Here is a 21,463-nt window from a genome sequence, read left to right on the forward strand (position 1 = left end):
AATATGAAAACAGGAGGATAACACTATTTAACACTATGTAACAGTCTGATAACCCATATCTGGAAATTTTCGGAGGAAATTTGAAGTGTTAAAATGAGTCATAAAGAATTGTTTAATAGTAAATTAAATATATAAATAATGAATTTAAAATCTAAAATCCTGACAGGAGTTCAAGTCATACTGTCTGTTGTTATTATCAAAGCTCAAAGCAATGCCAAACTGCCGGGAGATCCTACTTTACCATCTTCCAAAGAAACCTTTGAGAAGCTTATTTCTTTTGATAAAGGAAACTTCAAATATAATGTTGAAGACTATTTCGCAAGACCAAAAGCATCATCATTTAAGATTTCTCCTGACGGGAAATATCTTTCTTATAAAGAAAAAGATGAGAACAAGAAAAACCATGTGTATGTCAAAGACCTTGGTACAGGAAAAGTTACCAAAGCCATTGTAGAAAAAGAGAATCTCATCCAGTCGTATGGCTGGCTGAATAAAGATCATCTTTATTATGTACAGGATAAAGGCGGAAATGAAAATATTCATTTTTACGTAGTAGATTTAGACGGAGGAAATCCTAAAGACCTTACTCCGTTTGAAGGAACTAAGATTGGTTTTGTTCAGATCATAAAAGACACAGATTTTGTTATTGTTACCATGAATAAGAACAATAAACAGGTTTTTGAACCTTTTAAAATCAATTACAAAACCGGAGAAATGGTTCAGTTATTTGAAAATAAAGATACTAAAAGCCCCATTAGTCAGTATATTTTCGATAAAGATGGTAACCTGCGCGGATATGTAGTTTTGGAGAATGGCTTAACAAGAAAAACATATTATAAAGACCTGCAAAGCGGGAAGTTTAATCTTATTAAATCTGTAGACTGGAAAGATCAATTCAGTATTACCGGATTCAATTATCATTCTAAAAATAAAGATGAAGCCTATGTCGTAACGAATCTAGACAGCGATAAATCAAGAATTATACTGTATGATCTTAAAAAAAATGCCATAATCAAAGAAGTATATTCTAACCCTGTATATGACGTAAGCTCAATAAGCACAGCTGGTAAAAACAGAAATTATGAACTGGATTATATCAGTTATGAAGGGGTAAAAGGAGAGACCGTTCCGGTGAGTAAATTTTATAAAGAAGTTGATGATAAACTGAAATCTCAGTTTGGAGGCAAGGAATTTTCAATTGCTTCTTCCGATGATAATGATGATAAGTTATTGGTAATTGTAGACAGTGATAAGCTATATGGTACCTATTACGAATATGACACGAAGACCAAACAAACCAAACAGCTTTACAACCTGATGCCGCAGCTTAAAGAAGAAGACATGGCTGAAATGAGACCTATAGAATTCAAAAGCAGAGATGGCATGACTATTTACGGATACATCACTTTACCTAAGGCGGCATTGGAAGGTAAAAAAGTGCCATTGATCGTTAATCCTCACGGTGGCCCTCAAGGAATAAGAGACAGCTGGGGCTTCAATCCGGAAGCGCAGTTGTTTGCAAGCAGAGGTTATGCTACACTCCAGGTGAATTTCAGAATTTCAGGAGGATATGGAAAAGAATTTCTAAGAGCTGGTTATAATGAGATTGGAAGAAAGGCGATGGATGATGTGGAAGACGGAGTAAAATATGCGATCAGCCAGGGTTGGGTGGATAAAGATAAAGTAGCTATTTATGGAGGAAGCCACGGAGGATATGCTACCTTGATGGGACTGATAAAAACCCCTGATCTATATACTTGTGGAGTAGACTACGTTGGGGTTTCCAATATCTTTACATTCTTTGATTCATTTCCGGAATATTGGAAACCATTGAAAGAACAGATGAAAAAAATATGGTATGACCTGGATAATCCTGAAGAAGCAAAAATTGCGAAAGAAGTTTCACCGGTTTTCCAGATTGATAAAATCAAGAAACCTCTATTTGTAGTACAGGGTGCTAATGATCCAAGAGTAAATATCAATGAATCGGATCAGATTGTAAAGGCAATGCGCGCCAAAGGATTTGAAGTTCCTTATATGGTAAAATACGATGAAGGACACGGATTCGGGAAAGAACCCAACAGAATTGAACTGTATAAATCGATGTTAGGATTTTTTGCAGAAAATTTTAATAAATAACCATAATCTTATATTGTATGGAAACGGAAGGCCGAGGTCTTCCGTTTTTTTGTCATTGTACGCCAAAAAATCTGTATGCATGATAACATTTGTTCTTCCACAGTTAGAATGAATTTCCAACTGCCTTTGTCATTCAGAGCAAAACAAAGTGTGGAATCTCAACCCACCGTCTTCCATCCTAGCCCTGATAGTAGCGGTTACCCCGCAACAAGAGCAGAAGAGTAGAGGGATGTGAAGAGGGTGGGGACTTGGCGTGAGGAGTATGAGCGGATAGCAGGAAATAGCTTCATTAAACAATAAACAACTTGCAGCCTGTTCATAATTTTGGAGATAAAATATTGATGAATAAAAGAAAAGTTGAAATTTCAGAAAAATATTTTAAATTTATTAAAGTAAAACAAAAAGGATAGCCGTCATATCAGTATGGAGGTTGTCGAAAAAATAATAATGCCACAGGAGGAGAAAGAAAGTATCATCTCACAGACCGTTTCCAACTACGGAGGGAAGCTGATGTCTTATATTCGTCCTAAAGTGAAAAACACGGAGGATGCGGAAGATATTCTGCAGGAAGTGTGGTATCAGTTCAGTAGCCTTACGAATCTTTCCGAAATCGTAAACGTTGGGGGCTGGCTGTACAGGGTAACGGCCAATAAGATCACAGACCGTTACCGTAAAAAGAAAACAGAAAATCTTGAAGACTTTGTCTATGAAGATGAAGACGGCAGTTTTTCCATCAAAGATATTTTATTGATGGATGAAAGCGCAGGTCCTGAGGTGAAAATGTTTCAGGATGAAATCTGGAAAAAACTATTTGAAGCACTTGATGAACTTCCCGAAAAACAAAGGCTGGTCTACGTAGAAAACGAACTAAACGACAAAACCCTCCAGGAGATCGCCGATGAACAGGGAGAAAACATTAAAACCATCATCAGTAGAAAAAATTATGCTGTGAAGCACCTGAGAAACAGATTGAGAAAGTTATACGAAGATTTAAAAAGTTAGAAAAAGAAATTATGAATCATAAACACAAAAAGGGTTGGATTTTTTTATTGTTATGTCCGCCATTAATTTTAGCCGCTGTTACATGGATTGTGATGCTGCTTTGGAACTGTCTTCTCCCGGAGATTTTAGGTGTAAAAGCAATCACATTCTGGCAGGCAATGGGAATACTGATCCTGAGCAAAATTCTTTTCGGAGGATTCCATTTCGGGAAAGGTATGAGAGATCTTAAAGAAAGAAAGATGAGACAGAAAATGGAAAGCTGGTCTCCTGAAGAAAGAGAAAAATTCAAAGAAGTCTGGAGAAATAAATGTTCCGGAGGATTCTTCAACAGAAACAACGAATAATTTAAAAATTTTCAAGAAGTAGTAAAGTAAAATTAAAATTCATTCGTCTATATAAAAAACAAAAAGTAGTAAAATTTAAAATTTTGGAAAAATGAAAAATTCAGCATTAAAAGGAGCTCTTGGAGCATTAGCTGTTGTAGGTGTAGCCTTAATCGCTAAAAAAGCAGCACAAAGAAAAAGATTTATCAGAGGTATTTTTGATGAGTACGGAATCAAAGAAAAATCACCTTTCGGATTAGCAGATAAAATCAGAGAAATGAACGATGATGAATATCAGGAACTGAAAGGGAAATTCAAAAAAGAATTTGCATCAAGATGCTGCAAAAAGGATAATACCTGCGAAGCATAAAACCGTAAAATACTAAATTGAAATTGTTTAATTCCGGCGCGGGAAGCAGAGCTTCCCGCGCCGGAATTTTTTATTTAAACAGGTGCTGAAAAGCTTTTTAATGCTACATTTGTTTTTATTATTAAAAGCTATTCAGAAGAATATGAAACTCAGAAATATTTTTATTGCAGTATTCTCATTTTGTTCAATCATCATGTATGGACAAAAACAATATGTTTTCTTTTTGCATAATAAGTTTCTGGAAGATCATTCTTTACAGGAGTCTCATCCTAAGTATGGTATAGCAGAATATGAGGCAATACTCCGCAAACTAAAGAATAAAAATACGGTGGTGATTTCTGAAAAACGCAAACCCAATACGGATCCGGCGGTATATGCACAGAAAGTGAAAAAGCAAATAGACAGCCTTATAGAGAAAGGTATTCCGGCTGGAAGAATTACCGTTATAGGAACATCCCAAGGTGGCTATATTGCACAGTATGTGTCTTATTATGAGAAAAACCCGCAGTTGAAGTTTGTTTTCATTGGTGCCAGCTTTAAAGATGATTCTTTGGAGAAGGACCCAAATTTCAGGTTATACGGAAGGATTCTTTCAATTACAGAGAAATCGGATGACGGACATGTTCCCATGTCTCAACAAGAGCGGTTTATAAGATCTCAGGTTAAAGATTTTAAAGAAATAGAACTTAATACAGGATTGAATCACGGCTTTCTTTTCAAAGCTCTTGATAGCTGGATTGCTCCTACTAAAGCTTGGGTTTCCCGTAAATAGATAATGCTTTCTTTCGGAGACAATTAAAAATGACTATGCGGTCATCTATGTGATCTGTGAAATCTGTGAGAATTTCTTACACGAGGTTTAGATTTCTTGCTTCGCTCGGAATGACAAGTACGTCTTTGAAATACCTGTTTTATTTTTAGAAGAATACAATTTTATTGGGGATAAAATCATTTCTATTTTCTCGCAGATTAACGGGATCAGGCAGATTTTACATTAGTATCTGCTTTATCTGCAAAATCCGCGAGAAATAAAAAAATGAAGTTGAATTTTATCGGAGATAAAATCGTTGCGCCTTAAAAATATAGAGATTGTTGTGAATAAACTTAGCACCTTTGCGTTTTCTAAACCCATAGATGATAAGCTACATTAAGATTGGTTGATCTGGACAATCCGCGAGAAATAAAAAATGAAGTTGAATTTTATCGGAGATAAAATCGTTGCGCCTTAAAAATATAGAGATTGTTGTGAATAAACTTAGCGTCTTTACGTTTTCTAACCCCATAGATGGTAAGCTACATTGAGATTGCTTCATCTTTGATACGCAATGACTTTTAGATCCGTTCTTTCAACAAATTTTTACTGTAAATATCAAAGACAAAGAAAAATAAATCCTTATTTTTGTATTGTTCAATGAAAGACTACTACTATTTTCTCGGTATTTCTCAGGATGCTTCAGAAGAAGACATCAAAAAAGCTTATCGGAAGCTTTCTTTAAAATATCATCCCGATAAAAATGAAAATGATGATTTTTTCGCAGACCGGTTTCGTGAGATTCAGGAAGCATATGAAACATTGAATGATCCGGTAAGAAGACGTAGCTATGATCAGAATTTAGAAAATCATCAGAGAAGTTTCAGATATAATGTTCCTCCTGCCATCAAAACCTTTACAGCTAATAAAATACATGCTAAAAAAGGGGAGGAGATTATCATCAACTGGCAGACAAGCAATGCTGATGTAGTGAAAGTATTGCCTTTCGGATTGGAAAAGCCTTATGGAGAAAGAATCTTTAAGATCACAGAATTTAAGGATGGAAAATTTCAGCTTTTGCTTCATGCAACCAATTCACTTTTGCATAAAACGGTAGTGCAGGGAATTACCATCACAGAGGTTTTTGAAAATGATACAGAAAAACTCAAAAATACTGTAGAAGAAATGTTTAAGCCTCAGCCTAGAACAGTTGTGAACAGATACGGTCAGCCTAAAATTATGATGCTGATCTGGGGAATTGTTATCCTGGCAATTGCGGTATATATGTTGATCAGAAATTTCAGCTGATTAAGCCATCTTCTTCCTTCCCGGACATTTTTTACACCTTTTCCCTTTCTTGAATTTCTTACAGCAGGATTTCTTTTCACAGAACATCTCTTCATTATTGAATGCGTAAACAGGAGCCAAAGGCGGAACTTTAAATGGGACAATCATATTCATGTTGCAAATATATTAATTTAGAATAAATATAATTAATAAAATTTCATAAAATTCTTTAAACCTGATGAATAGCAGTTACAGCGCCCTTTTCACAGAAAATAAGCATTAGAATTTTACTATAGTGAGCTTCCGGATTTTCTATGAAATCTCAATTAATTTTGTTTTTTGAAAGAATAAACATAATGAGCAAAGAAATGATTTTTAAATCGGCTTTTTGTAAAAGGGATAATGCTCTTCAGATATACATGATGTATTTTAATTTATAGTCAAATGTTTTATCGGTTGTGAATTTCTTTTATTGTTGAGTATTATTTGTTAAATGATAAGGATGGTTGTTTAAAATGAAGTAAACTATTATAAGGACTGATTAAAAGAAAATTCGGTTTGGTGCTCTAAATAGTTTAGTGAATTATCACCAATTGTATGCTCTTGTACAATCGTTCAGAAAATTGTAATTTTACCCATCTTTTTACAAACAAAATCTAATAAATAAAAATGAATACAGAACAGTTTGTGAGCCGTCACATTTCCCTGAATGAAGCCGATAAGCAGGCGATGTTGGAAAAACTTGGCGTTTCTAGTATTGAAGAGTTAATTTCTCAGACCATTCCTTCTTCTATCCGTTTAGAAAAAGATCTTGAGATCTCAGCACCATTTTCGGAATATGAAATGTTGAATCATTCAAAAGAACTGGCATCTAAGAACACAGATTATACAAGCTATATCGGTTTCGGATACCACAATACACTTTTGCCTTCAGCAATCCAAAGGAATATCTTTGAAAACCCTAGCTGGTATACGGCTTATACTCCGTATCAGGCAGAAATAGCACAAGGAAGACTAGAAGCTCTTCTCAATTTCCAGACTGTTGTATGTGACCTTACAGGTTTTGCTTTAGCCAATGCTTCTCTGTTAGATGAATCTACTGCGGCTGCAGAAGCAATGCACATGTTCTTCAACAACAGAACTAAAGATCAGAAAAAAGCAGAAGCTAATAAATTCTTTATCTCTGACCTTGTATTGCCTCAGACGATCTCTGTATTGAAAACCAAAGCAGAAGGATTAGGAATTGAAGTGGTGATAGGAGATCACAAAGATCATGCATTCGATGCTTCTTATTATGGAGTTTTATTACAATACCCAGGTAAAAACGGAATCGTACTGGATTACACTGAAAATATTGTAGAATATAAAAAATTAGACCTTCAGGTAGCAGTTGCTTGTGATCCAATGGCCTTGGTGAAGCTGAAATCTCCTGCTGAGATGGGTGCCGACTGTGCTGTAGGAACTACACAAAGATTTGGTATTCCATTAGGATACGGAGGTCCTCATGCTGCATTCTTTGCTTGTAGAGAAGATTATAAGAGAGATATTCCTGGAAGAATCATCGGGGTTTCTCAGGATATGTACGGAAGACGTGCTTTAAGAATGGCATTACAGACAAGAGAGCAGCACATCAAGAGAGAGAAGGCTACTTCCAATATCTGTACAGCTCAGGTTCTTTTAGCTGTAATGGCGGGTATGTATGCCGTTTATCACGGTCCAAAAGGATTAAATTATATTGCTGATCAGATTCACTTTAAAGCAAATGCTTTGAAAAACGGGCTTATTGCTTTAGGTTATCAGGCTGTAGAAGAACCAATCTTCGATACCGTGAAAATCATAATGGCTGAAGATGAGAAAGGCAGATTGATGAGAATGATGCAGGACCACAGAATTAACCTGAATTATTTCACGGAAGGAGTGGTAAGTATTGCGATCAACGAAAGTACTACATTAGAAAAACTGAACTATCTGATGGCCTCCTTTGCTCAGTTCAAAGATAAACAAGGCTTTAAATTAGAAATAAAAGAAGGATACAGCATTCCTGAAGAAAACCTGAGAAAGGATGAAATTCTTACAGAAGAAGTATTCAACAGATACCATACAGAAACAGAGTTAATGCGTTATATCAAACGTCTTGAGAGAAAAGATTTATCATTGACGCATTCAATGATCTCTTTAGGATCTTGTACGATGAAACTGAACGCAGCCACTCAAATGTTACCGCTTTCATGGGAAAACTGGGGTGCAATTCACCCGTTTGTTCCAATTAACCAGGCGGAAGGTTATCAGGAAATGATTCGTGAGTTGGAGAAAGATTTAGCAGAAATTACAGGTTTTGCAGGAACTTCTCTTCAGCCAAACTCCGGAGCTCAGGGAGAATATGCAGGATTAATGGTGATCAGAGAATATCACATCTCAAGAGGAGACCACCACAGAAATGTAGTATTGATCCCTCAGTCTGCACACGGAACAAACCCGGCTTCTGCAGCAATGGCAGGAATGAAGATCGTTGTAGTTAAGAATCTTGAAAACGGAGAAATTGATTTCGAAGATCTTAAAGCTAAAACAGAACAGCATTCAGAGAACTTATCTGCTGTAATGATCACCTATCCGTCTACTTACGGATTCTTCGATGCAAATATCAAAGAAATTACAAACTTAATCCACGAACATGGTGGACAAGTATATATGGACGGTGCAAATATGAACGCTCAGGTAGGATTTACAAGTCCTGGAAACATCGGAGCAGACGTTTGCCACCTTAACCTTCACAAAACATTTGCAATTCCTCACGGAGGTGGAGGTCCTGGAGTAGGTCCAATCTGTGTGGCGAAACACTTAGTACCTTTCCTGCCTTCTAATGCGAATATCAGAATCGGTTCTAAAGAAGCTATCGACGGTATTTCTGCTGCACCTTACGGTTCAGGTCTGATCCTTAATATTTCGTATGCTTATATCAAAATGTTAGGTACAGAAGGACTTAAAAAAGCTACAGGACATGCAATCATGAATGCTAACTACCTGAAAGAAATCTTAGCAGAACACTTCCCGATTTTATATTCAAACGAAAGCGGAAGAGTAGCTCACGAATGTATCGTAGATTTCCGTCAGTTCAAATCATTAGGAATTGAAGTAGCAGACGTGGCGAAGAGATTGATGGATTATGGTTTCCATGCTCCTACGGTTTCTTTCCCGGTTGCAGGAACATTGATGATTGAGCCTACTGAATCTGAAAGTAAAGCTGAAATTGATCGTTTTGCTGAAGCATTGATCTCTATTAAAAAAGAAATCGATGAAATTGCAAACGGTGAAGCAGATCCGGCAAACAACGTATTGAAAAATGCTCCACATACAGAACAATTGGTAATCTCTGACTCTTGGGATAAACCATACAGCAGAGAAAAGGCAGCTTATCCGCTGGAGTGGGTAAGAGACCACAAATTCTTTGCTTCTGTATCAAGAGTAGATGAAGCATATGGAGACAGAAACTTGGTATGTACTTGTGAGCCAATTGAAGCTTATATGTAATCTTAGTTTTTAAAATATAAAAATCCCTTTCAGTAAATGAGAGGGATTTTTGTTTTTATCATCATTGAGGGTAAAGCGAAGCAATGTACTGCTTACTCTTTGGCTTCTCTCCAATAATTATTGGCTGCTGCAATAGTCGCAAATTCCGTTGCAACCGTTTGTCCTATCGCAATCAGCATGGATGCATCATCCGCATACACAGGGCGTAACTTTTCACGAACTGCAGCATCAGGTTGTGTTACTTTAATAATTAATCTGGCCATTTTTACGGCTAATTGCCTTCCTTCTTCAGGTGTTTTTGTTAATAAGGAATTGTTGGGTACTAGTTGAATTTGTTCACTCATTTTGTTGTTTTTAAATTTGATAATATCTATTGACGTTCTTTTACAGAGATTGGATACGCTTTTGAACGATCATCCAGCATTGGATCAGCAATCTCAATGCCATCGGTAATATTGTTGGGAAGGAAAGATAGTTTTTTGTCTCCCTGTGTACTATTGTCTCCTAATGCATTGATGGTGATTGTCCCTAAAAGAACTAATTTTCTACTGTCACTCCATGCTATTGACGGGTTGGCAATTTCATCACCTTCTTCAGCGATTTGTGCATATAGTTTAAATTGAAAAGGCTTTGTTGCGGTACGTTTTGTAATTTCCTCTGATAGATAATCAGGGCTGTAGCTTGCCAGTTCTTCTTTCGTTAAGAAATGTTCACCTTCAACAGGAATAAACTGATACCGGATAAATTTTGATTTTCCCTTTTGATTGGTGAATTTGAATGAATTTACACCATAATAAGACAGTGTTGCAAAGCTCGTAGTAGCAGGCTTTTGTGATGTTAAAAAAGTTTTGGCAATGGGATGTGTTACAAAAAATTGTTCAAGAGCAGTTGGATGCGGTGCATTGGGACCACTTGAAGAAATTGCTTGTAATAACTGTCTGAATTCATCTGTTGTTGCCACTGGAAAACCATTATAACTGTGGGCAATAATGTCTGTAGTTTGCCCGCTCGGCAAATTGAATTTAATGGCTAATCCTCTTGGGTTTGATAAAGGGTTCGTATCCGAAATGGACGGAATTCCCGTAAAATCTGAAAAACGGAGAGTAACAGGAGTAGATTTATTCTGGAAATGAGCAGCTTTTGTAATTTTTTTAGCTTCTGAACCTGGAATAAATGTTCCCTGTAAAATAATTCCTTTTGCATGTACAGCTCTTGCATTGGAATGCTTGCCAAAAGTTCCATGCAGTGCATCTACCATTTGTTGAGGAGTGGAAACCGTCTGTGCCTGTATTTTTGTGCCTGTTAAAATAATGGCTGCAAAAGCAAGTGTTTTGATGATGTTCCCTGAATATTGTTTCATACTTTTTATTTTATGCCACAAAAATAAAAGCTGTCATTTTCAATATCAGTATCAAAAGTCACTGATCAATACCTTTATTTTTCTATTATTTTGTATTACTTTTTTATCCAATTCAATCTTTTTCATCAATCTTGAGATCACTTCTCTCGTAGTGCCCAAATCATCAGCAATGCTTTTATGGGATATAGTAAGCTCAGACGTACCGGAAATTTTTGCTTTGGTTTTTAAATAATCCCAAAGTCTTTCTTCAAGTTTATAGCAGATAATCTGTTTCGTGGTATGCAGTAAATCATTGTAATGTTTCTGAAAAGCATCGATAATGAGACTGTTAAATGATGGGAACTGAATGAGCCATTGTTTAGCTTTATCAATTGGGATAAGCAGGATAACCGATTTTCCTTCCGAGACAGCTGTAAAATCAATAGGATTTTGATTAAATAGATGAACGAAACTAAAAATACAAGCGGATCCTTGCTGGATATAATACAGTAAAAATGGCATACCATCTTCTTCACTATATGCCTTTACGTTGCCCTCTAAAACAATAGGTAAATAGCGGATCAGCTGCCCTTGCTTTACAATATATTCAGTGCTGGAAAATATTTTGATAGTTCCCGATTTTTCAATCTCTTCTATAAGTTCTTTTCCAAAATCGGGCAGACATTTTTCAAGGATATTGGTATTCGCCATAAGTCATTGTGTTTTTATCGTAAATATCAGCATTAAAATTATGCTATATTCCGTTAAAAATAAAAAAACTTAAGCTGAAAAAATCAAAAAAGTACACATCTTAAGTGAAATAAGAACCTAATTGAATAATGTTTAAGTATCATTTCGGGAAGTTATAAGAAAGCCAGATCATAAAACCCGCCACGCTTACCGAGGAGATGAGTGACCCATAAAAAAGACCGAAACCCAAATTTTTAAGAAAAGAATTTTTTACTGATTTTGAGAAATGAATAAAGGCTCCTATGACTAAGCATGCGATAAAAATTCCTAGGATGATCTCGAAATTATCAAGCAATTGAGAAATGACAACCAGCAAAAGTTGAAGAAAAATTGTTGCTATAAGAAATGATAATTTCATTTAGGTTATTTAAGTTTGATTATTAGTTCTGTTCACAAAAATACCTTTTTTAGTCTTTAATAAAAGCTTTTTATGATCTTTAATTCAAAATATAAAACACCTCCCGAATTGAGAGGTGCTGTAATCTGTAGTTTTTATTTCATTATCTTCTTTTAAAGCTGTAGGCAATCAGAATGGCTATACCCACTGTAAGTACTGTTATAATTGAAATTGTTTCAATTGAAATTCCACTTTTCATCTGTGTGTTTTCTTTTTCACATGAATAAAAGAATAATACTGTCAGGAACAGACAGCTCAGGAATAATTTTTTAATCATAAAATGCATTTGTTTGGTTACTAAAGTTTTATGATCAAAAAGTATACCGAATTTATAGACTAAAATGAAATATTGTTTTTCAATCAAATCATTACTTTGTTTCTTTTTTTCCTTCGTTCCAATAATAACTATCCGGATAGATTCTCGCTCCGAAAACAGCAGTTCCCACCCGTACAATTGTAGCGCCTTCTTCAATTGCTGTTTCCAGATCTCCGCTCATTCCCATAGAAAGTTCTTTCATTTCCACATTGGGGATATTTTCTTTGATGATCTCCAGCTGAAGGTTTTTCAGAATTTTAAAACATTGTCTTACCTTTTCAGTTTCAGCACTAAACAAACCAATGGTCATCAATCCTTTTATTTTTAAAGTCGAAAATTGGGAAACCTTACGGGTCAGCTCAATGGCTTTATTGGGGTCAACTCCGAACTTGCTTTCTTCGCTGGAAGTATTTACCTGAATCAGTACTTCAATAGTTCTGTTCTCCGTCAAAAGTCTTTGATGTAGTTTTTCCGCTAAATCCAGACGGTCAAGAGACTGAATACATATGACATTATATTTCAGGATATCTTTGATTTTATTAGTTTGAAGATGCCCTATAAAGTGGTTTTGATGGGGAATATCCTTTAAGCCTTCATACTTTTCCTTGAGCTCCTGTACTTTGTTTTCTGCAATGAGGGTCTGGCCATGTTCTAAAGCGATTTTGATACGCTCCGCAGAAACGGTTTTGGTTGCAAGCAATAATTTAACCTCACGGATATCTCTTCCTGCCTTTTCACAGGCATTTCTGATTCGTTCATTAATAACGGAAATATTATGGAGAATATCTTCTTTCATGACCGAATGGTTTCTCTGGCTTCCAGCTTTTTGATTAAAGCTGCCTTTACAGAAGTTAAAGCATGATCTTTAGCCTCAGCAAAAGAAATGGAATACTTCCTTTCAATATTTCTCATCTCTTCCGGAAACTGACTAAGCAATTGATCGTAAAAAGTATCCAGAAACTTATCCGAAGGCATTTCATAATTAACCTTGAGCTGAAAACGTCTCAATAATGCTGTGTCAATAATTTCCGGGTGATTGGTAGCACACAGCAGAAGTGAATTTTCAGGATAATAATCAATGAGCTGGATCAATGTGTTAACGAGTCTTCTCATTTCACCAACATCCTTATCATCACTTCCTCTTGCTTTTCCAATCTGGTCCAGTTCGTCAAGAAAAAGTACAGACCTTTCCCGTGCTGCTTTATCGAAAATCATTTTAATATTCTGGGAAGTTTCTCCGATACGGGATGAAACAATATTACTCAGATTAAGGATAATGATATTCTTACCTAATGCAGTAGCAATCGCCTTTGCAGTCATAGTTTTTCCACATCCGGAACTCCCCTGAAGCAAAATTTTATGATTAACCGGCAAACCGTATTCCTGCAGTTCCTTTACATAAGAGTGTTCCTTAATAAGCTGTACAAGCTGGTCTCTGTTGTTTTTATCGAGAAACACTTCGTTAAGGTCTACCTGTTCTTTATCTTGAATGATGAGGTTATACAAATTCATGATTGAATATTCTTGAATACACAAAGATAAAGTTTTATTAAATGCTGGTATGAATCCTGAATGAGAATAAACAGGTAGGCCAGGGAAGGAGTAGTAACTACCAAGAAATAATCAATTAACGGGCTTTAGAGAAGTTTGTAATCAAAAAGAAAAGCCAGACTGATGTCTGGCTTAACTCATTTGGATATTAAAATTTGTTATGAAACTAAGATCTTTTTGTTTATGTTTTTGGGCCCTTTTACCCTATGAGTAAAAGAGCATCTGATGAGTCAGATTAAAAACATAAAACAATATAATTAGTATAGATATTCTATAGGCTTATTTTGTTTTAAATTAGTTTCTCTCTCTTCTTGCTGTCATGAAATATGAAGTGAATACTACTAAACATGTTGCGATACCGATGTAAGTTACCATTTTGTATTATTTTTAATTATTTGACTTTTTTTTATCAATCTTTCAATTGCAATATTACTGTTTTCAAATCACGTGCCAAAGTAAAACATAATGATGTATATCAGTGTTTTATGAGTGTTTTGGTTCATTGTTTTGTGATTTTTTGTTTACATTAAATTAATGCATTATTGAGAATTTATTAATACATTAATTATTCTTACTGTAAAATTATGTGAAACCGTTAATCGTTTACTGGCTTCTATATTGGAGTTGATAAAACAAATAATAAATAATGCTCTGCATAATATTGCTTTAAAGCTTATTTTCTCACAGTGAAAATTCTCCGCAAATTGATTTTTATGTTAAGAAAATTTATTTTTTGAAGGCTGTCTTTTAGCTTAATTTTTTTTTTCATCTGTCAGATTTCATGACATAGGGAAATATAGATTTGTGACAGTATTGAAAGAAATAAGACACTATTTAAATACTCTTATTGAGACGATAGGGTGGGTTTAAGTGGTTTTAATAGAGTTGTTTACATGTTGTGTATGACGAAATATTCTTCGGAACAGAATAAAGAAAAATTGTAATGGAACTCTTTCTTCAATAGCTTATAGGAATGCCAGATCACTTTTATTATTTTTGTAGAAATAATCAATTATGGGACGCAGCTATTTATTCCTTGCCCTGGCAATTATATTCGAAATCATCGCAACCACTTTTCTGAAAAAATCTGAAGAATTTTCAAAGTTGCTGCCATCCGTTGTTACTGTAATAGGATATGCCTGTGCATTTTATTTTCTAAGCCTTACACTTCGCCAGATCCCCGTAGGAATTACCTATGCCATCTGGTCTGGAGTAGGTATAGTTTTTATAACGATGATCGGGATCATCGCTTTTAAGCAGGTTCCGGATCTGCCTGCGATTATTGGAATAGCATTAATTGTAATTGGTGTGATTGTTATTAATGTATTTTCAAAAATGGGTACTCATTAAACAATGATGTCCTGTGTAAGCTGAAGTTGTTTCCAATGTTCGGATTTTCTTTTATATAAAAAGAATTTTCCCAATTTGTATTTGAATTTTAAATAACCACGGAATTCAATACCATCAAATAATGTATAAGGGATGGCAGGATCTTCTTTTAAAGACTGTCTGATCCCCTCACTGAATATAGTAGGCCCGGTAGTAGCGTGTATATTATGAGGATGACGATGGTTTTCTATATTATCAAGCATCAGCTCCAGTGTTTTCTTTAAAAAAGGATGGTTTTTACTGAAAATAAGCCCCCATTGCACATATAAATTGGCATGTCTTTCTTTGCTGATTACCGCTTCATCAGTTGTTTTTATAAGTTTTCTTAAAGGTTTTGTAATAGCACTGTCCACATCCAGATATACTCCTCCTTTCTTATACAAAATGGCATATCTGAAAAAATCAGCTTTTGCTGCGCCAATGGTCAGCTTATTATAGCTCTCAATATATCTGGGTGGAAATTCTTCCCTTATAAATTTTTCTATATCAGCATCATCATAAAAAAAATATTGATATTCGGGATTCTTTCTTTTCATATTCCAGATATGATATCTGGTGAGCAAAGGAAGATTTTTTGTTTTAAAAGTCTGGAATATTTGTTTAGGTATAGCCATTTTTATAAGTATTTCCTTTAATAAACATAAGATGATTTCCAACCTGAAGAATAAGGCTGAATATTTACTTCAATTAAACGTTTGATTGTTTTTTAAGGAATTAGTTAAATATTTAAAATAAAAAATGGTAAATAATTATTTGGATTTAGGTTTTCCGAACGGATTATATGATAATCCTATATTGAAATAAAATGAAGGGCGGTAATTCGCTTCCCATTCGTAATTTTTAAAAGACTCCTGTTTGTTGAATATCCTTGCTCTAAGAATAGTTTGCACACCTGTTTTAAATGTTCCTATGAAATTTCCTCCCAGATAATGCTCATAAATGGCTCCTGAATTAATCTCTGTTTGACGGAATTCATAAGTGCTGCTGTTCTTATACATATAAAAAGAAGTACCATTTATTTCCGTTCCTAGCGATATTCTGCTGTTGGAAGAAATCCCTTTTCGGATCAGGACTTTTTTGGGAAGCAGAATATCAAGGGTTAAACCATTGTTAAATCTGTTTTCATAAGTAAAGATGGGAAGAACAGGAATCTGGGTGCTGGGATCAATAACACCTGCAATCCCTACTGCCATTTTTATTTTATGATCAGCTTTTAAAACAACAGAAGCAGTCACCATTCCTCTGAGCCGTTCAAAATGCATATCACTTCCATCCACAGAAAGACTTGCTGTGTAAATTGCCGTTTTGTTAAACAGTCTTGAAAAATAGTTGATATTCAGAGCTTCGGAATGGTAGTGGAAATTGTTATTTGCAGACATTCCCGGCGCTGTTTCCGGATTTTCGGTTTTCATTGAAGTATAGGAATAATTCAACGAAGTCGTCAGAAGAAAGCTTTTCTTTTTGATAAGATAAATATTGGCGCTGGTTTTTACCTGTTGAAAACTTTTTACTTTATTATCCGGAAGTTCATGGTCCTTAAGTCTTGATGAAGAACCATAGGGAGTTATTAAGGTATAATCTAGATTAAAATCCCGCGCCTGCGGAAACTTGTCGGCAGCAAAGGCTCTTACCTTTAAAGGGATACTGTCTCTTTTTTGAGCATAGGTCATATTTTTGAAAGGCAGTATAGCCAAAGGAACAAGTGCTCTTCTCAATGTTTTCATGGGACTTATTTTAAAGAATGAATAATAGACTGAAAAAAATTGAATGAAAAAATCCGATCATAGAAAATATCCAGACTGTTTTCAATAATAGCATCCGTATAAATGGACATGTCAGAAACCGATGTTTCCTCTACAAAGACAAACCATAGCTCTGAAAGTGCATATCTTCTTTTAAATTCCTCCGAAGCATTGCTGTCAGGAACAAGGGAGTGCTTCAGATCACAAAAGATAATCCCTTTCTTATGATCATGATGCTCTATAATATTAATAGGATGATGAATACAGTTCAGTATTTTGATTTCCGGATCAAAGCATTCTATAAAATGATGCAGATCAATAAGCTGTATTACTTTTTCCTCCTGTTGGGATTCTGTCATAAAAAAGCATTCTAATGATATTTTCTGTGTCAACTCGTGAAAAACTGTTAATTCCATATGTATTTTTTTTACAATACAAAGGAATAGAGAAAAGCAGGGTGAAGTATTGTTTTTATACAAACCGCCATGTATTTTATACCAAATCTCAGAGCTTTATAATTCGTATAATAAAATACAGGTTTCGTATAATAAAATAGTCTTAAATTACGTTATTGTCTATTTTTGTGAATAATAAAAGCATCCTGATGATATGAAATACAGCCCATGGAAATTTGAAGAAACTATCGTAATAGATTTTCTGGTGGAGAAGAAATACAGGCTTCTGAGACACTTTTTATTTCTTATTTTCTTTTTCTTCATGCTGTATAGTGCAAGATTCTGGCATTCGTATTCCGGAATTTACCAGTACTATGCTTTGTTTTTTGTGTATACCATACTGATTGCAATGGTTTACATTAATATATATGTGCTGGTACCCAGGTTTTTCTTCAGAACAAAATATATCACTTACCTTGTTTTACTTGTTTTGATGGGAGTTATAGGACTCAATATTATCGGAACCGGTTTCAGGTCTTTTTTTGCGGATTTCAGGATTGAAAATGTACATCGGGATAGTGAAAAAGGAGGAATTTATGAAGGCGTGCTAATGTGTATTCCAATAATTTTAACCACTACAACCGTAAAGCTTTTACAGAAATGGATCAGCGATAATAAAAGAATCAACGAACTGAGCAATCTTACTCTGAATATGGAGCTCAATGCGCTCAGAAATCAGATTAATCCTCATTTTCTGTTCAATATGCTGAATAATGTAAAAGCACTTATCAGAACAGATCCTGCAAAAGCTTCCGTTGTGATTGTTAAGCTTTCGGAGTTTCTCAGATATCAGCTTTATGAAAATAGTGAAGAAAAAACCTTACTGACTTCGGAAATTGAATTTCTGTCTAATTTTTTAAACCTTGAAAAAATAAGGCGTGAAAATTTTTCTTTTGAAGTTCTTACAGAAACAGATAAAAGAATCGTAAACACTACTTTTATTCCACCGAATCTGTTTACCACTTTTGTTGAAAATGCAGTAAAGCACAGTATTGATCTTAATGGAGAAGAATCTTATGTGAAAATAGATATCAGAATTGAGAATAAACAGCTTTATTTTATGTGTATCAACTCCAGAAGTGCGGGGTATGTTGCAGATAAACAAAACAGCGGACTTGGGCTTGTGAATATTATCAGAAGGCTTGAACTTCTCTATAATGATACCTTTGAACTGCAGATAGAATCAGGAGATAAAGAATATATTGTAAATTTAAAAATTCCCGTGTGATGAATTGTATTATAGTTGATGATGAACCTTTAGCAAGGGCAGAAATGAGATCGTTGATTGATGAGGGCTCAAAAATTGACATCCTTGGCGAATTTTCCAATGCACCCTCTGCATTGGATTTCCTTAAAGATAATGATGTTGACCTGATCTTTCTTGACATTGAAATGCCCATGGTAACAGGACTGGAATTCGCCGAAATGCTTCCCAAAAAATCACTGATTATTTTCACAACAGCATATTCCCAGTATGCATTGAAAAGCTATGAACTCGAGGCTGTAGATTATCTTCTAAAACCCATTGATCCGCAGAGACTGGAAAAAGCCATCGATAAAGCAGTACTTTACACCCAGCTTCTATCTAAGGATACTATAAAAAATACGGTAGAATCCAATTCTGCAGATTTTTTGTTTATCAAAGCAGACCGCCGGTTTTATAAAATTAATTTTTCAGATATTAAGTTCATAGAAGGGCTGAAAGACTATGTTGTAATGCATACCAGGCAGCAAAAACTGATCACTGCAATGAACCTTAAAACCATTCATCAGAAAATCTCCGGGGACCACTTTATAAGAGTAAGCAAATCATACGTTGTTAATATGAATTATATTGATTCATTTGATAATCATAATATTTATATAGAAGATTCAGAAATCCCACTGGGAGAAGTTTATCGTTCAGAGTTTTTCACAAAATATGCAGGAGGTCTTCTGAATTCAGATTAATTTCTGATCTCTCCCATGGAAAACCTGTTATTTCTTTTGCCCAACGAACCGTATTACAGAGCCGGTTCCGTTATGGAAAAGACCTTCACTCAGTTCAATTTCGGTTTCGGTAAGTTCTATAATACTGTAGTTTGGAAAATCAGATCTGATCTCATCAATAGAAAATAAGGATTCAAGATCTCTCGGGCCGCCTACTTTTTCATTTTGAGCAATATATTCAAGGTGATTTTTACTGAAAGCTTCAAAAATAATATATCCTCCAGTACGAAGGTAACGATCCAGCATTTTATGTATTGAAGACTTAATATCAGCAGGAAAGTGAGCGTAAATAAGGGCGATGACATCAAACTGTTGTTCCTCATATCCCAATGTTTCCAATTCTCCCACTTTATAATCTATATCTGCCTGATTTTGTTCAGCAAGTTGTAGAGCTTTCTTCTGGCCTTCAGTACTGATATCAAATGCAGAAGCTTTCCACCCCTGAAGAGCGGCATAAACAGAATTTCTTCCTTCACCATCTGCCGGAAAAAGGATAGAGCCTGGCTTAAGTTGTTTCAGCTGCTCAGATAAATAATTGTTGGGATTAGTTCCATACGCAAATTCTTCGTTACTGTATCTTTCGTCCCATTTATCAAGCCATGTGTTGTCTTTCATTGGTAATGTTTTTAGCTTTTCAAAGATAAAGCCTTTTCAGCCTGTTTAATTTTGGAAAAACCATTGGTTTTAATAGATTTTTTGAATCATACGAACTGAAGAATAAAAATCTAAATACTATTCCGTACAATTAAAATTTGGAGTAATTTTGAAAAATGATGAATTTAAACCAGATTTTCACCAATCAACGTACAGGAAACAATCCACAAACAAAGGCTTCAAGAACTGATTTTCAAAGGGATTTTGATAGAATTATCTTCTCTTCTGCATTCAGAAGACTGCAAAATAAAACGCAGGTTTTTCCTCTTCCCGGAAGTGTTTTTGTACACAACAGACTTACCCATTCTCTGGAAGTATCATCCGTAGGAAGAAGTTTAGGAAGTATTATTGGTGAATTTATTGCGGAAGATTATAAAAATGAACTTACTGAAGATTCAAAAAATTTTTATCTCCATAATTTAGGAAATGTTATTGCGGCGGCATGTTTGTGTCATGATGTAGGAAATCCGGCTTTCGGACACTCCGGAGAAGATGCCATTGCAAGTTATTTTGAACGAAATGAAAAAGATCTGAAGTCAAAGTTCAATGAAAAGGAGTGGGCAGATCTGGTAAATTTTGAAGGAAATGCGAATGCGATCCGAGTACTGGCTCAGCAACAGCATGGGAAAGATGCAGGAGGTATTCAGCTGACTTTCTCAACATTGGCAAGTATAGCAAAATACCCGTGTGAGGCAGTAGCCAAGAAAAAAGGGATTATTCACAGAAAAAAATTCGGGTTTTTCCAGAATGAAAAAGATATATTTCTGGAAATCGCAAAAGGAACACAACTTATTTCTGAAAGCGAAGAACCCCATATTTTCAAAAGGCATCCGTTCGTCTGGCTGGTAGAAGCTGCCGATGATATCTGTTATAATATTATTGATATGGAAGATGCTCATAGATTGGGAATTGTTTCAACAGCAGACTGTAAAAATCTATTTTTTGAACTGGTAAAATCGGAGACCGATGATGTTCAAAGAATTGAAACCAAATTAAACTCAATCTCTAATGAAAATGAACAAATTTCTTATTTGAGAGCGAAAGTAATCAATGCCTTGATCAATAAGTCGATAGAGATGTACAAATACAATTTTGAAACGATTCTTGAAGGAAATCTGGGCAATGGTTTGCTTGATATCTATAAAAATGAAAATAAAGCATTACAGGATATTGCCAGCTTTTCTGTAGAAAAAATCTATAATCATAAGGCAGTTGTTGAAATTGAAAATGCTGGGTACAATGTAATGTATGAATTGCTGAATCATTTTATCCCCTCCATTCTGAAACCTGAAGACCATAGAAAATCTTATGATGAAAAAGCTTTGAAACTAATTCCAAAGCAATTCATTTATAATGACGGAACCGATTACCAGAAAGTTCTGGGAGTCATTGATTTTGTTTCAGGAATGACAGATAACTACGCGACCGATTTGTATAGAAAGATTAAAGGAATAGAGATCGGGATGACCGTGTAAATTCTA

At 35.0% G+C, this 21,463-nt stretch carries 21 protein-coding genes; 11 read left to right on the plus strand and 10 right to left on the minus strand.

Going from position 1 to position 21,463, the window contains the following annotated elements; translation table 11 throughout:
- The first annotated feature begins 138 nt into the window (after positions 1–138).
- The 7 genes from F3J23_RS04690 (at position 139) to gcvP (ending at position 9,400) form a co-directional block, all read left to right on the plus strand.
- Positions 139–2,139 (plus strand): S9 family peptidase, encoded by a 2,001-nt coding sequence (locus F3J23_RS04690; RefSeq protein WP_167024907.1) that lies wholly within the window; start codon positions 139–141, stop codon positions 2,137–2,139.
- Between the two features lie 447 nt (positions 2,140–2,586).
- Entirely contained in the window at positions 2,587–3,141 is a 555-nt protein-coding gene (locus tag F3J23_RS04695; protein ID WP_167024910.1) for an RNA polymerase sigma factor, read from the plus strand.
- 11 nt (positions 3,142–3,152) lie between these two features.
- Positions 3,153–3,485: a hypothetical protein gene (locus F3J23_RS04700; protein WP_167024913.1), complete on the plus strand. Its 333-nt coding sequence runs from the start codon at positions 3,153–3,155 to the stop codon at positions 3,483–3,485.
- A 91-nt stretch (positions 3,486–3,576) separates the two neighbouring features.
- Entirely contained in the window at positions 3,577–3,834 is a 258-nt protein-coding gene (locus F3J23_RS04705) for a hypothetical protein (protein WP_167024916.1), read from the plus strand.
- Positions 3,835–3,934: 100 nt separating this feature from the next.
- On the plus strand, positions 3,935–4,606 hold the full coding sequence (locus F3J23_RS04710) for an alpha/beta hydrolase (RefSeq protein WP_167024921.1): 672 nt from the start codon (positions 3,935–3,937) through the stop codon (positions 4,604–4,606).
- Positions 4,607–5,245: 639 nt separating this feature from the next.
- Positions 5,246–5,893 (plus strand): J domain-containing protein, encoded by a 648-nt coding sequence (locus tag F3J23_RS04715; RefSeq protein WP_167024926.1) that lies wholly within the window; start codon positions 5,246–5,248, stop codon positions 5,891–5,893.
- 648 nt (positions 5,894–6,541) lie between these two features.
- Positions 6,542–9,400: an aminomethyl-transferring glycine dehydrogenase gene (gcvP, locus tag F3J23_RS04720; protein WP_167024929.1), complete on the plus strand. Its 2,859-nt coding sequence runs from the start codon at positions 6,542–6,544 to the stop codon at positions 9,398–9,400.
- Positions 9,401–9,492: 92 nt separating this feature from the next.
- Here gcvP and F3J23_RS04725 read toward each other — a convergent pair whose 3' ends face one another.
- The 6 genes from F3J23_RS04725 to F3J23_RS04750 all read right to left on the minus strand — a co-directional run bounded on the left by F3J23_RS04725 (position 9,493) and on the right by F3J23_RS04750 (position 13,714).
- Positions 9,493–9,744 carry a hexameric tyrosine-coordinated heme protein gene (locus F3J23_RS04725; RefSeq protein ID WP_167024932.1) on the minus strand — a complete coding sequence of 84 codons (252 nt, stop codon included), beginning with the start codon at positions 9,742–9,744 and terminating at the stop codon, positions 9,493–9,495.
- Between the two features lie 26 nt (positions 9,745–9,770).
- On the minus strand, positions 9,771–10,760 hold the full coding sequence (locus tag F3J23_RS04730; protein ID WP_167024935.1) for a catalase family peroxidase: 990 nt from the start codon (positions 10,758–10,760) through the stop codon (positions 9,771–9,773).
- Positions 10,761–10,811: 51 nt separating this feature from the next.
- Positions 10,812–11,450 carry a Crp/Fnr family transcriptional regulator gene (locus tag F3J23_RS04735; protein WP_167024938.1) on the minus strand — a complete coding sequence of 213 codons (639 nt, stop codon included), beginning with the start codon at positions 11,448–11,450 and terminating at the stop codon, positions 10,812–10,814.
- 539 nt (positions 11,451–11,989) lie between these two features.
- Positions 11,990–12,163 carry a hypothetical protein gene (locus tag F3J23_RS04740; RefSeq protein ID WP_167024941.1) on the minus strand — a complete coding sequence of 58 codons (174 nt, stop codon included), beginning with the start codon at positions 12,161–12,163 and terminating at the stop codon, positions 11,990–11,992.
- A gap of 91 nt (positions 12,164–12,254) precedes the next feature.
- The gene (locus F3J23_RS04745) at positions 12,255–12,998 is read right to left on the minus strand and encodes a YggS family pyridoxal phosphate-dependent enzyme (RefSeq protein WP_167024944.1); all 744 of its coding nucleotides are present in this window, start codon (positions 12,996–12,998) and stop codon (positions 12,255–12,257) included.
- Positions 12,995–13,714 carry an AAA family ATPase gene (locus tag F3J23_RS04750; protein ID WP_167024947.1) on the minus strand — a complete coding sequence of 240 codons (720 nt, stop codon included), beginning with the start codon at positions 13,712–13,714 and terminating at the stop codon, positions 12,995–12,997. The genes F3J23_RS04745 and F3J23_RS04750 overlap by 4 nt, the downstream gene beginning before the upstream one ends.
- 1,053 nt (positions 13,715–14,767) lie before the next feature.
- Here F3J23_RS04750 and F3J23_RS04755 point away from each other — a divergent pair.
- Complete coding sequence (locus tag F3J23_RS04755) at positions 14,768–15,103, plus strand: DMT family transporter (protein WP_167024950.1); 336 nt, start codon at positions 14,768–14,770, stop codon at positions 15,101–15,103.
- On the opposite strand, the gene F3J23_RS04760 is transcribed toward F3J23_RS04755, so the two are convergent.
- The 3 genes from F3J23_RS04760 to F3J23_RS04770 form a co-directional block, all read right to left on the minus strand.
- A complete protein-coding gene (locus F3J23_RS04760) occupies positions 15,100–15,756 on the minus strand; it encodes a glycosyltransferase family 32 protein (protein ID WP_167024953.1) in 657 nt (218 codons plus the stop codon). The genes F3J23_RS04755 and F3J23_RS04760 overlap by 4 nt on opposite strands.
- A 135-nt stretch (positions 15,757–15,891) precedes the next feature.
- Entirely contained in the window at positions 15,892–16,866 is a 975-nt protein-coding gene (locus tag F3J23_RS04765; protein ID WP_167024956.1) for a DUF6268 family outer membrane beta-barrel protein, read from the minus strand.
- Between the two features lie 5 nt (positions 16,867–16,871).
- The gene (locus F3J23_RS04770; RefSeq protein WP_167024959.1) at positions 16,872–17,300 is read right to left on the minus strand and encodes a hypothetical protein; all 429 of its coding nucleotides are present in this window, start codon (positions 17,298–17,300) and stop codon (positions 16,872–16,874) included.
- A gap of 193 nt (positions 17,301–17,493) precedes the next feature.
- On the opposite strand from F3J23_RS04770, the gene F3J23_RS04775 reads away from it, so the two are divergent.
- Both F3J23_RS04775 and F3J23_RS04780 read left to right on the plus strand, forming a co-directional pair.
- Positions 17,494–18,567: a sensor histidine kinase gene (locus tag F3J23_RS04775; RefSeq protein ID WP_167024962.1), complete on the plus strand. Its 1,074-nt coding sequence runs from the start codon at positions 17,494–17,496 to the stop codon at positions 18,565–18,567.
- Positions 18,567–19,289: a LytR/AlgR family response regulator transcription factor gene (locus tag F3J23_RS04780; RefSeq protein WP_167024965.1), complete on the plus strand. Its 723-nt coding sequence runs from the start codon at positions 18,567–18,569 to the stop codon at positions 19,287–19,289. Before F3J23_RS04775 ends, F3J23_RS04780 begins: the two co-directional genes overlap by 1 nt.
- A 27-nt stretch (positions 19,290–19,316) precedes the next feature.
- Here F3J23_RS04780 and F3J23_RS04785 read toward each other — a convergent pair whose 3' ends face one another.
- A complete protein-coding gene (locus F3J23_RS04785) occupies positions 19,317–19,943 on the minus strand; it encodes a class I SAM-dependent methyltransferase (protein ID WP_167024968.1) in 627 nt (208 codons plus the stop codon).
- A gap of 158 nt (positions 19,944–20,101) precedes the next feature.
- Here F3J23_RS04785 and F3J23_RS04790 point away from each other — a divergent pair, with 158 nt between their 5' ends.
- Positions 20,102–21,457: a deoxyguanosinetriphosphate triphosphohydrolase gene (locus F3J23_RS04790; RefSeq protein ID WP_167026508.1), complete on the plus strand. Its 1,356-nt coding sequence runs from the start codon at positions 20,102–20,104 to the stop codon at positions 21,455–21,457.
- The last annotated feature ends 6 nt before the right edge of the window (positions 21,458–21,463 follow it).

Source organism: Chryseobacterium sp. Tr-659 (genome assembly GCF_011752975.1).
Taxonomy (GTDB): Bacteria; Bacteroidota; Bacteroidia; order Flavobacteriales; family Weeksellaceae; genus Chryseobacterium.

Coding starts and splice junctions, on each gene's coding strand:
- F3J23_RS04690 (WP_167024907.1), top strand. CDS start 139: ATGAATTTAAAATCTAAAATCCTGACAGGAGTTCAAGTCATACTGTCT.
- F3J23_RS04695 (WP_167024910.1), top strand. CDS start 2,587: ATGCCACAGGAGGAGAAAGAAAGTATCATCTCACAGACCGTTTCCAAC.
- F3J23_RS04700 (WP_167024913.1), top strand. CDS start 3,153: ATGAATCATAAACACAAAAAGGGTTGGATTTTTTTATTGTTATGTCCG.
- F3J23_RS04705 (WP_167024916.1), top strand. CDS start 3,577: ATGAAAAATTCAGCATTAAAAGGAGCTCTTGGAGCATTAGCTGTTGTA.
- F3J23_RS04710 (WP_167024921.1), top strand. CDS start 3,935: ATGCTACATTTGTTTTTATTATTAAAAGCTATTCAGAAGAATATGAAA.
- F3J23_RS04715 (WP_167024926.1), top strand. CDS start 5,246: ATGAAAGACTACTACTATTTTCTCGGTATTTCTCAGGATGCTTCAGAA.
- gcvP (WP_167024929.1), top strand. CDS start 6,542: ATGAATACAGAACAGTTTGTGAGCCGTCACATTTCCCTGAATGAAGCC.
- F3J23_RS04725 (WP_167024932.1), bottom strand. CDS start 9,744: ATGAGTGAACAAATTCAACTAGTACCCAACAATTCCTTATTAACAAAA.
- F3J23_RS04730 (WP_167024935.1), bottom strand. CDS start 10,760: ATGAAACAATATTCAGGGAACATCATCAAAACACTTGCTTTTGCAGCC.
- F3J23_RS04735 (WP_167024938.1), bottom strand. CDS start 11,450: ATGGCGAATACCAATATCCTTGAAAAATGTCTGCCCGATTTTGGAAAA.
- F3J23_RS04740 (WP_167024941.1), bottom strand. CDS start 12,163: ATGATTAAAAAATTATTCCTGAGCTGTCTGTTCCTGACAGTATTATTC.
- F3J23_RS04745 (WP_167024944.1), bottom strand. CDS start 12,998: ATGAAAGAAGATATTCTCCATAATATTTCCGTTATTAATGAACGAATC.
- F3J23_RS04750 (WP_167024947.1), bottom strand. CDS start 13,714: ATGAATTTGTATAACCTCATCATTCAAGATAAAGAACAGGTAGACCTT.
- F3J23_RS04755 (WP_167024950.1), top strand. CDS start 14,768: ATGGGACGCAGCTATTTATTCCTTGCCCTGGCAATTATATTCGAAATC.
- F3J23_RS04760 (WP_167024953.1), bottom strand. CDS start 15,756: ATGGCTATACCTAAACAAATATTCCAGACTTTTAAAACAAAAAATCTT.
- F3J23_RS04765 (WP_167024956.1), bottom strand. CDS start 16,866: ATGAAAACATTGAGAAGAGCACTTGTTCCTTTGGCTATACTGCCTTTC.
- F3J23_RS04770 (WP_167024959.1), bottom strand. CDS start 17,300: ATGGAATTAACAGTTTTTCACGAGTTGACACAGAAAATATCATTAGAA.
- F3J23_RS04775 (WP_167024962.1), top strand. CDS start 17,494: ATGAAATACAGCCCATGGAAATTTGAAGAAACTATCGTAATAGATTTT.
- F3J23_RS04780 (WP_167024965.1), top strand. CDS start 18,567: ATGAATTGTATTATAGTTGATGATGAACCTTTAGCAAGGGCAGAAATG.
- F3J23_RS04785 (WP_167024968.1), bottom strand. CDS start 19,943: ATGAAAGACAACACATGGCTTGATAAATGGGACGAAAGATACAGTAAC.
- F3J23_RS04790 (WP_167026508.1), top strand. CDS start 20,102: ATGAATTTAAACCAGATTTTCACCAATCAACGTACAGGAAACAATCCA.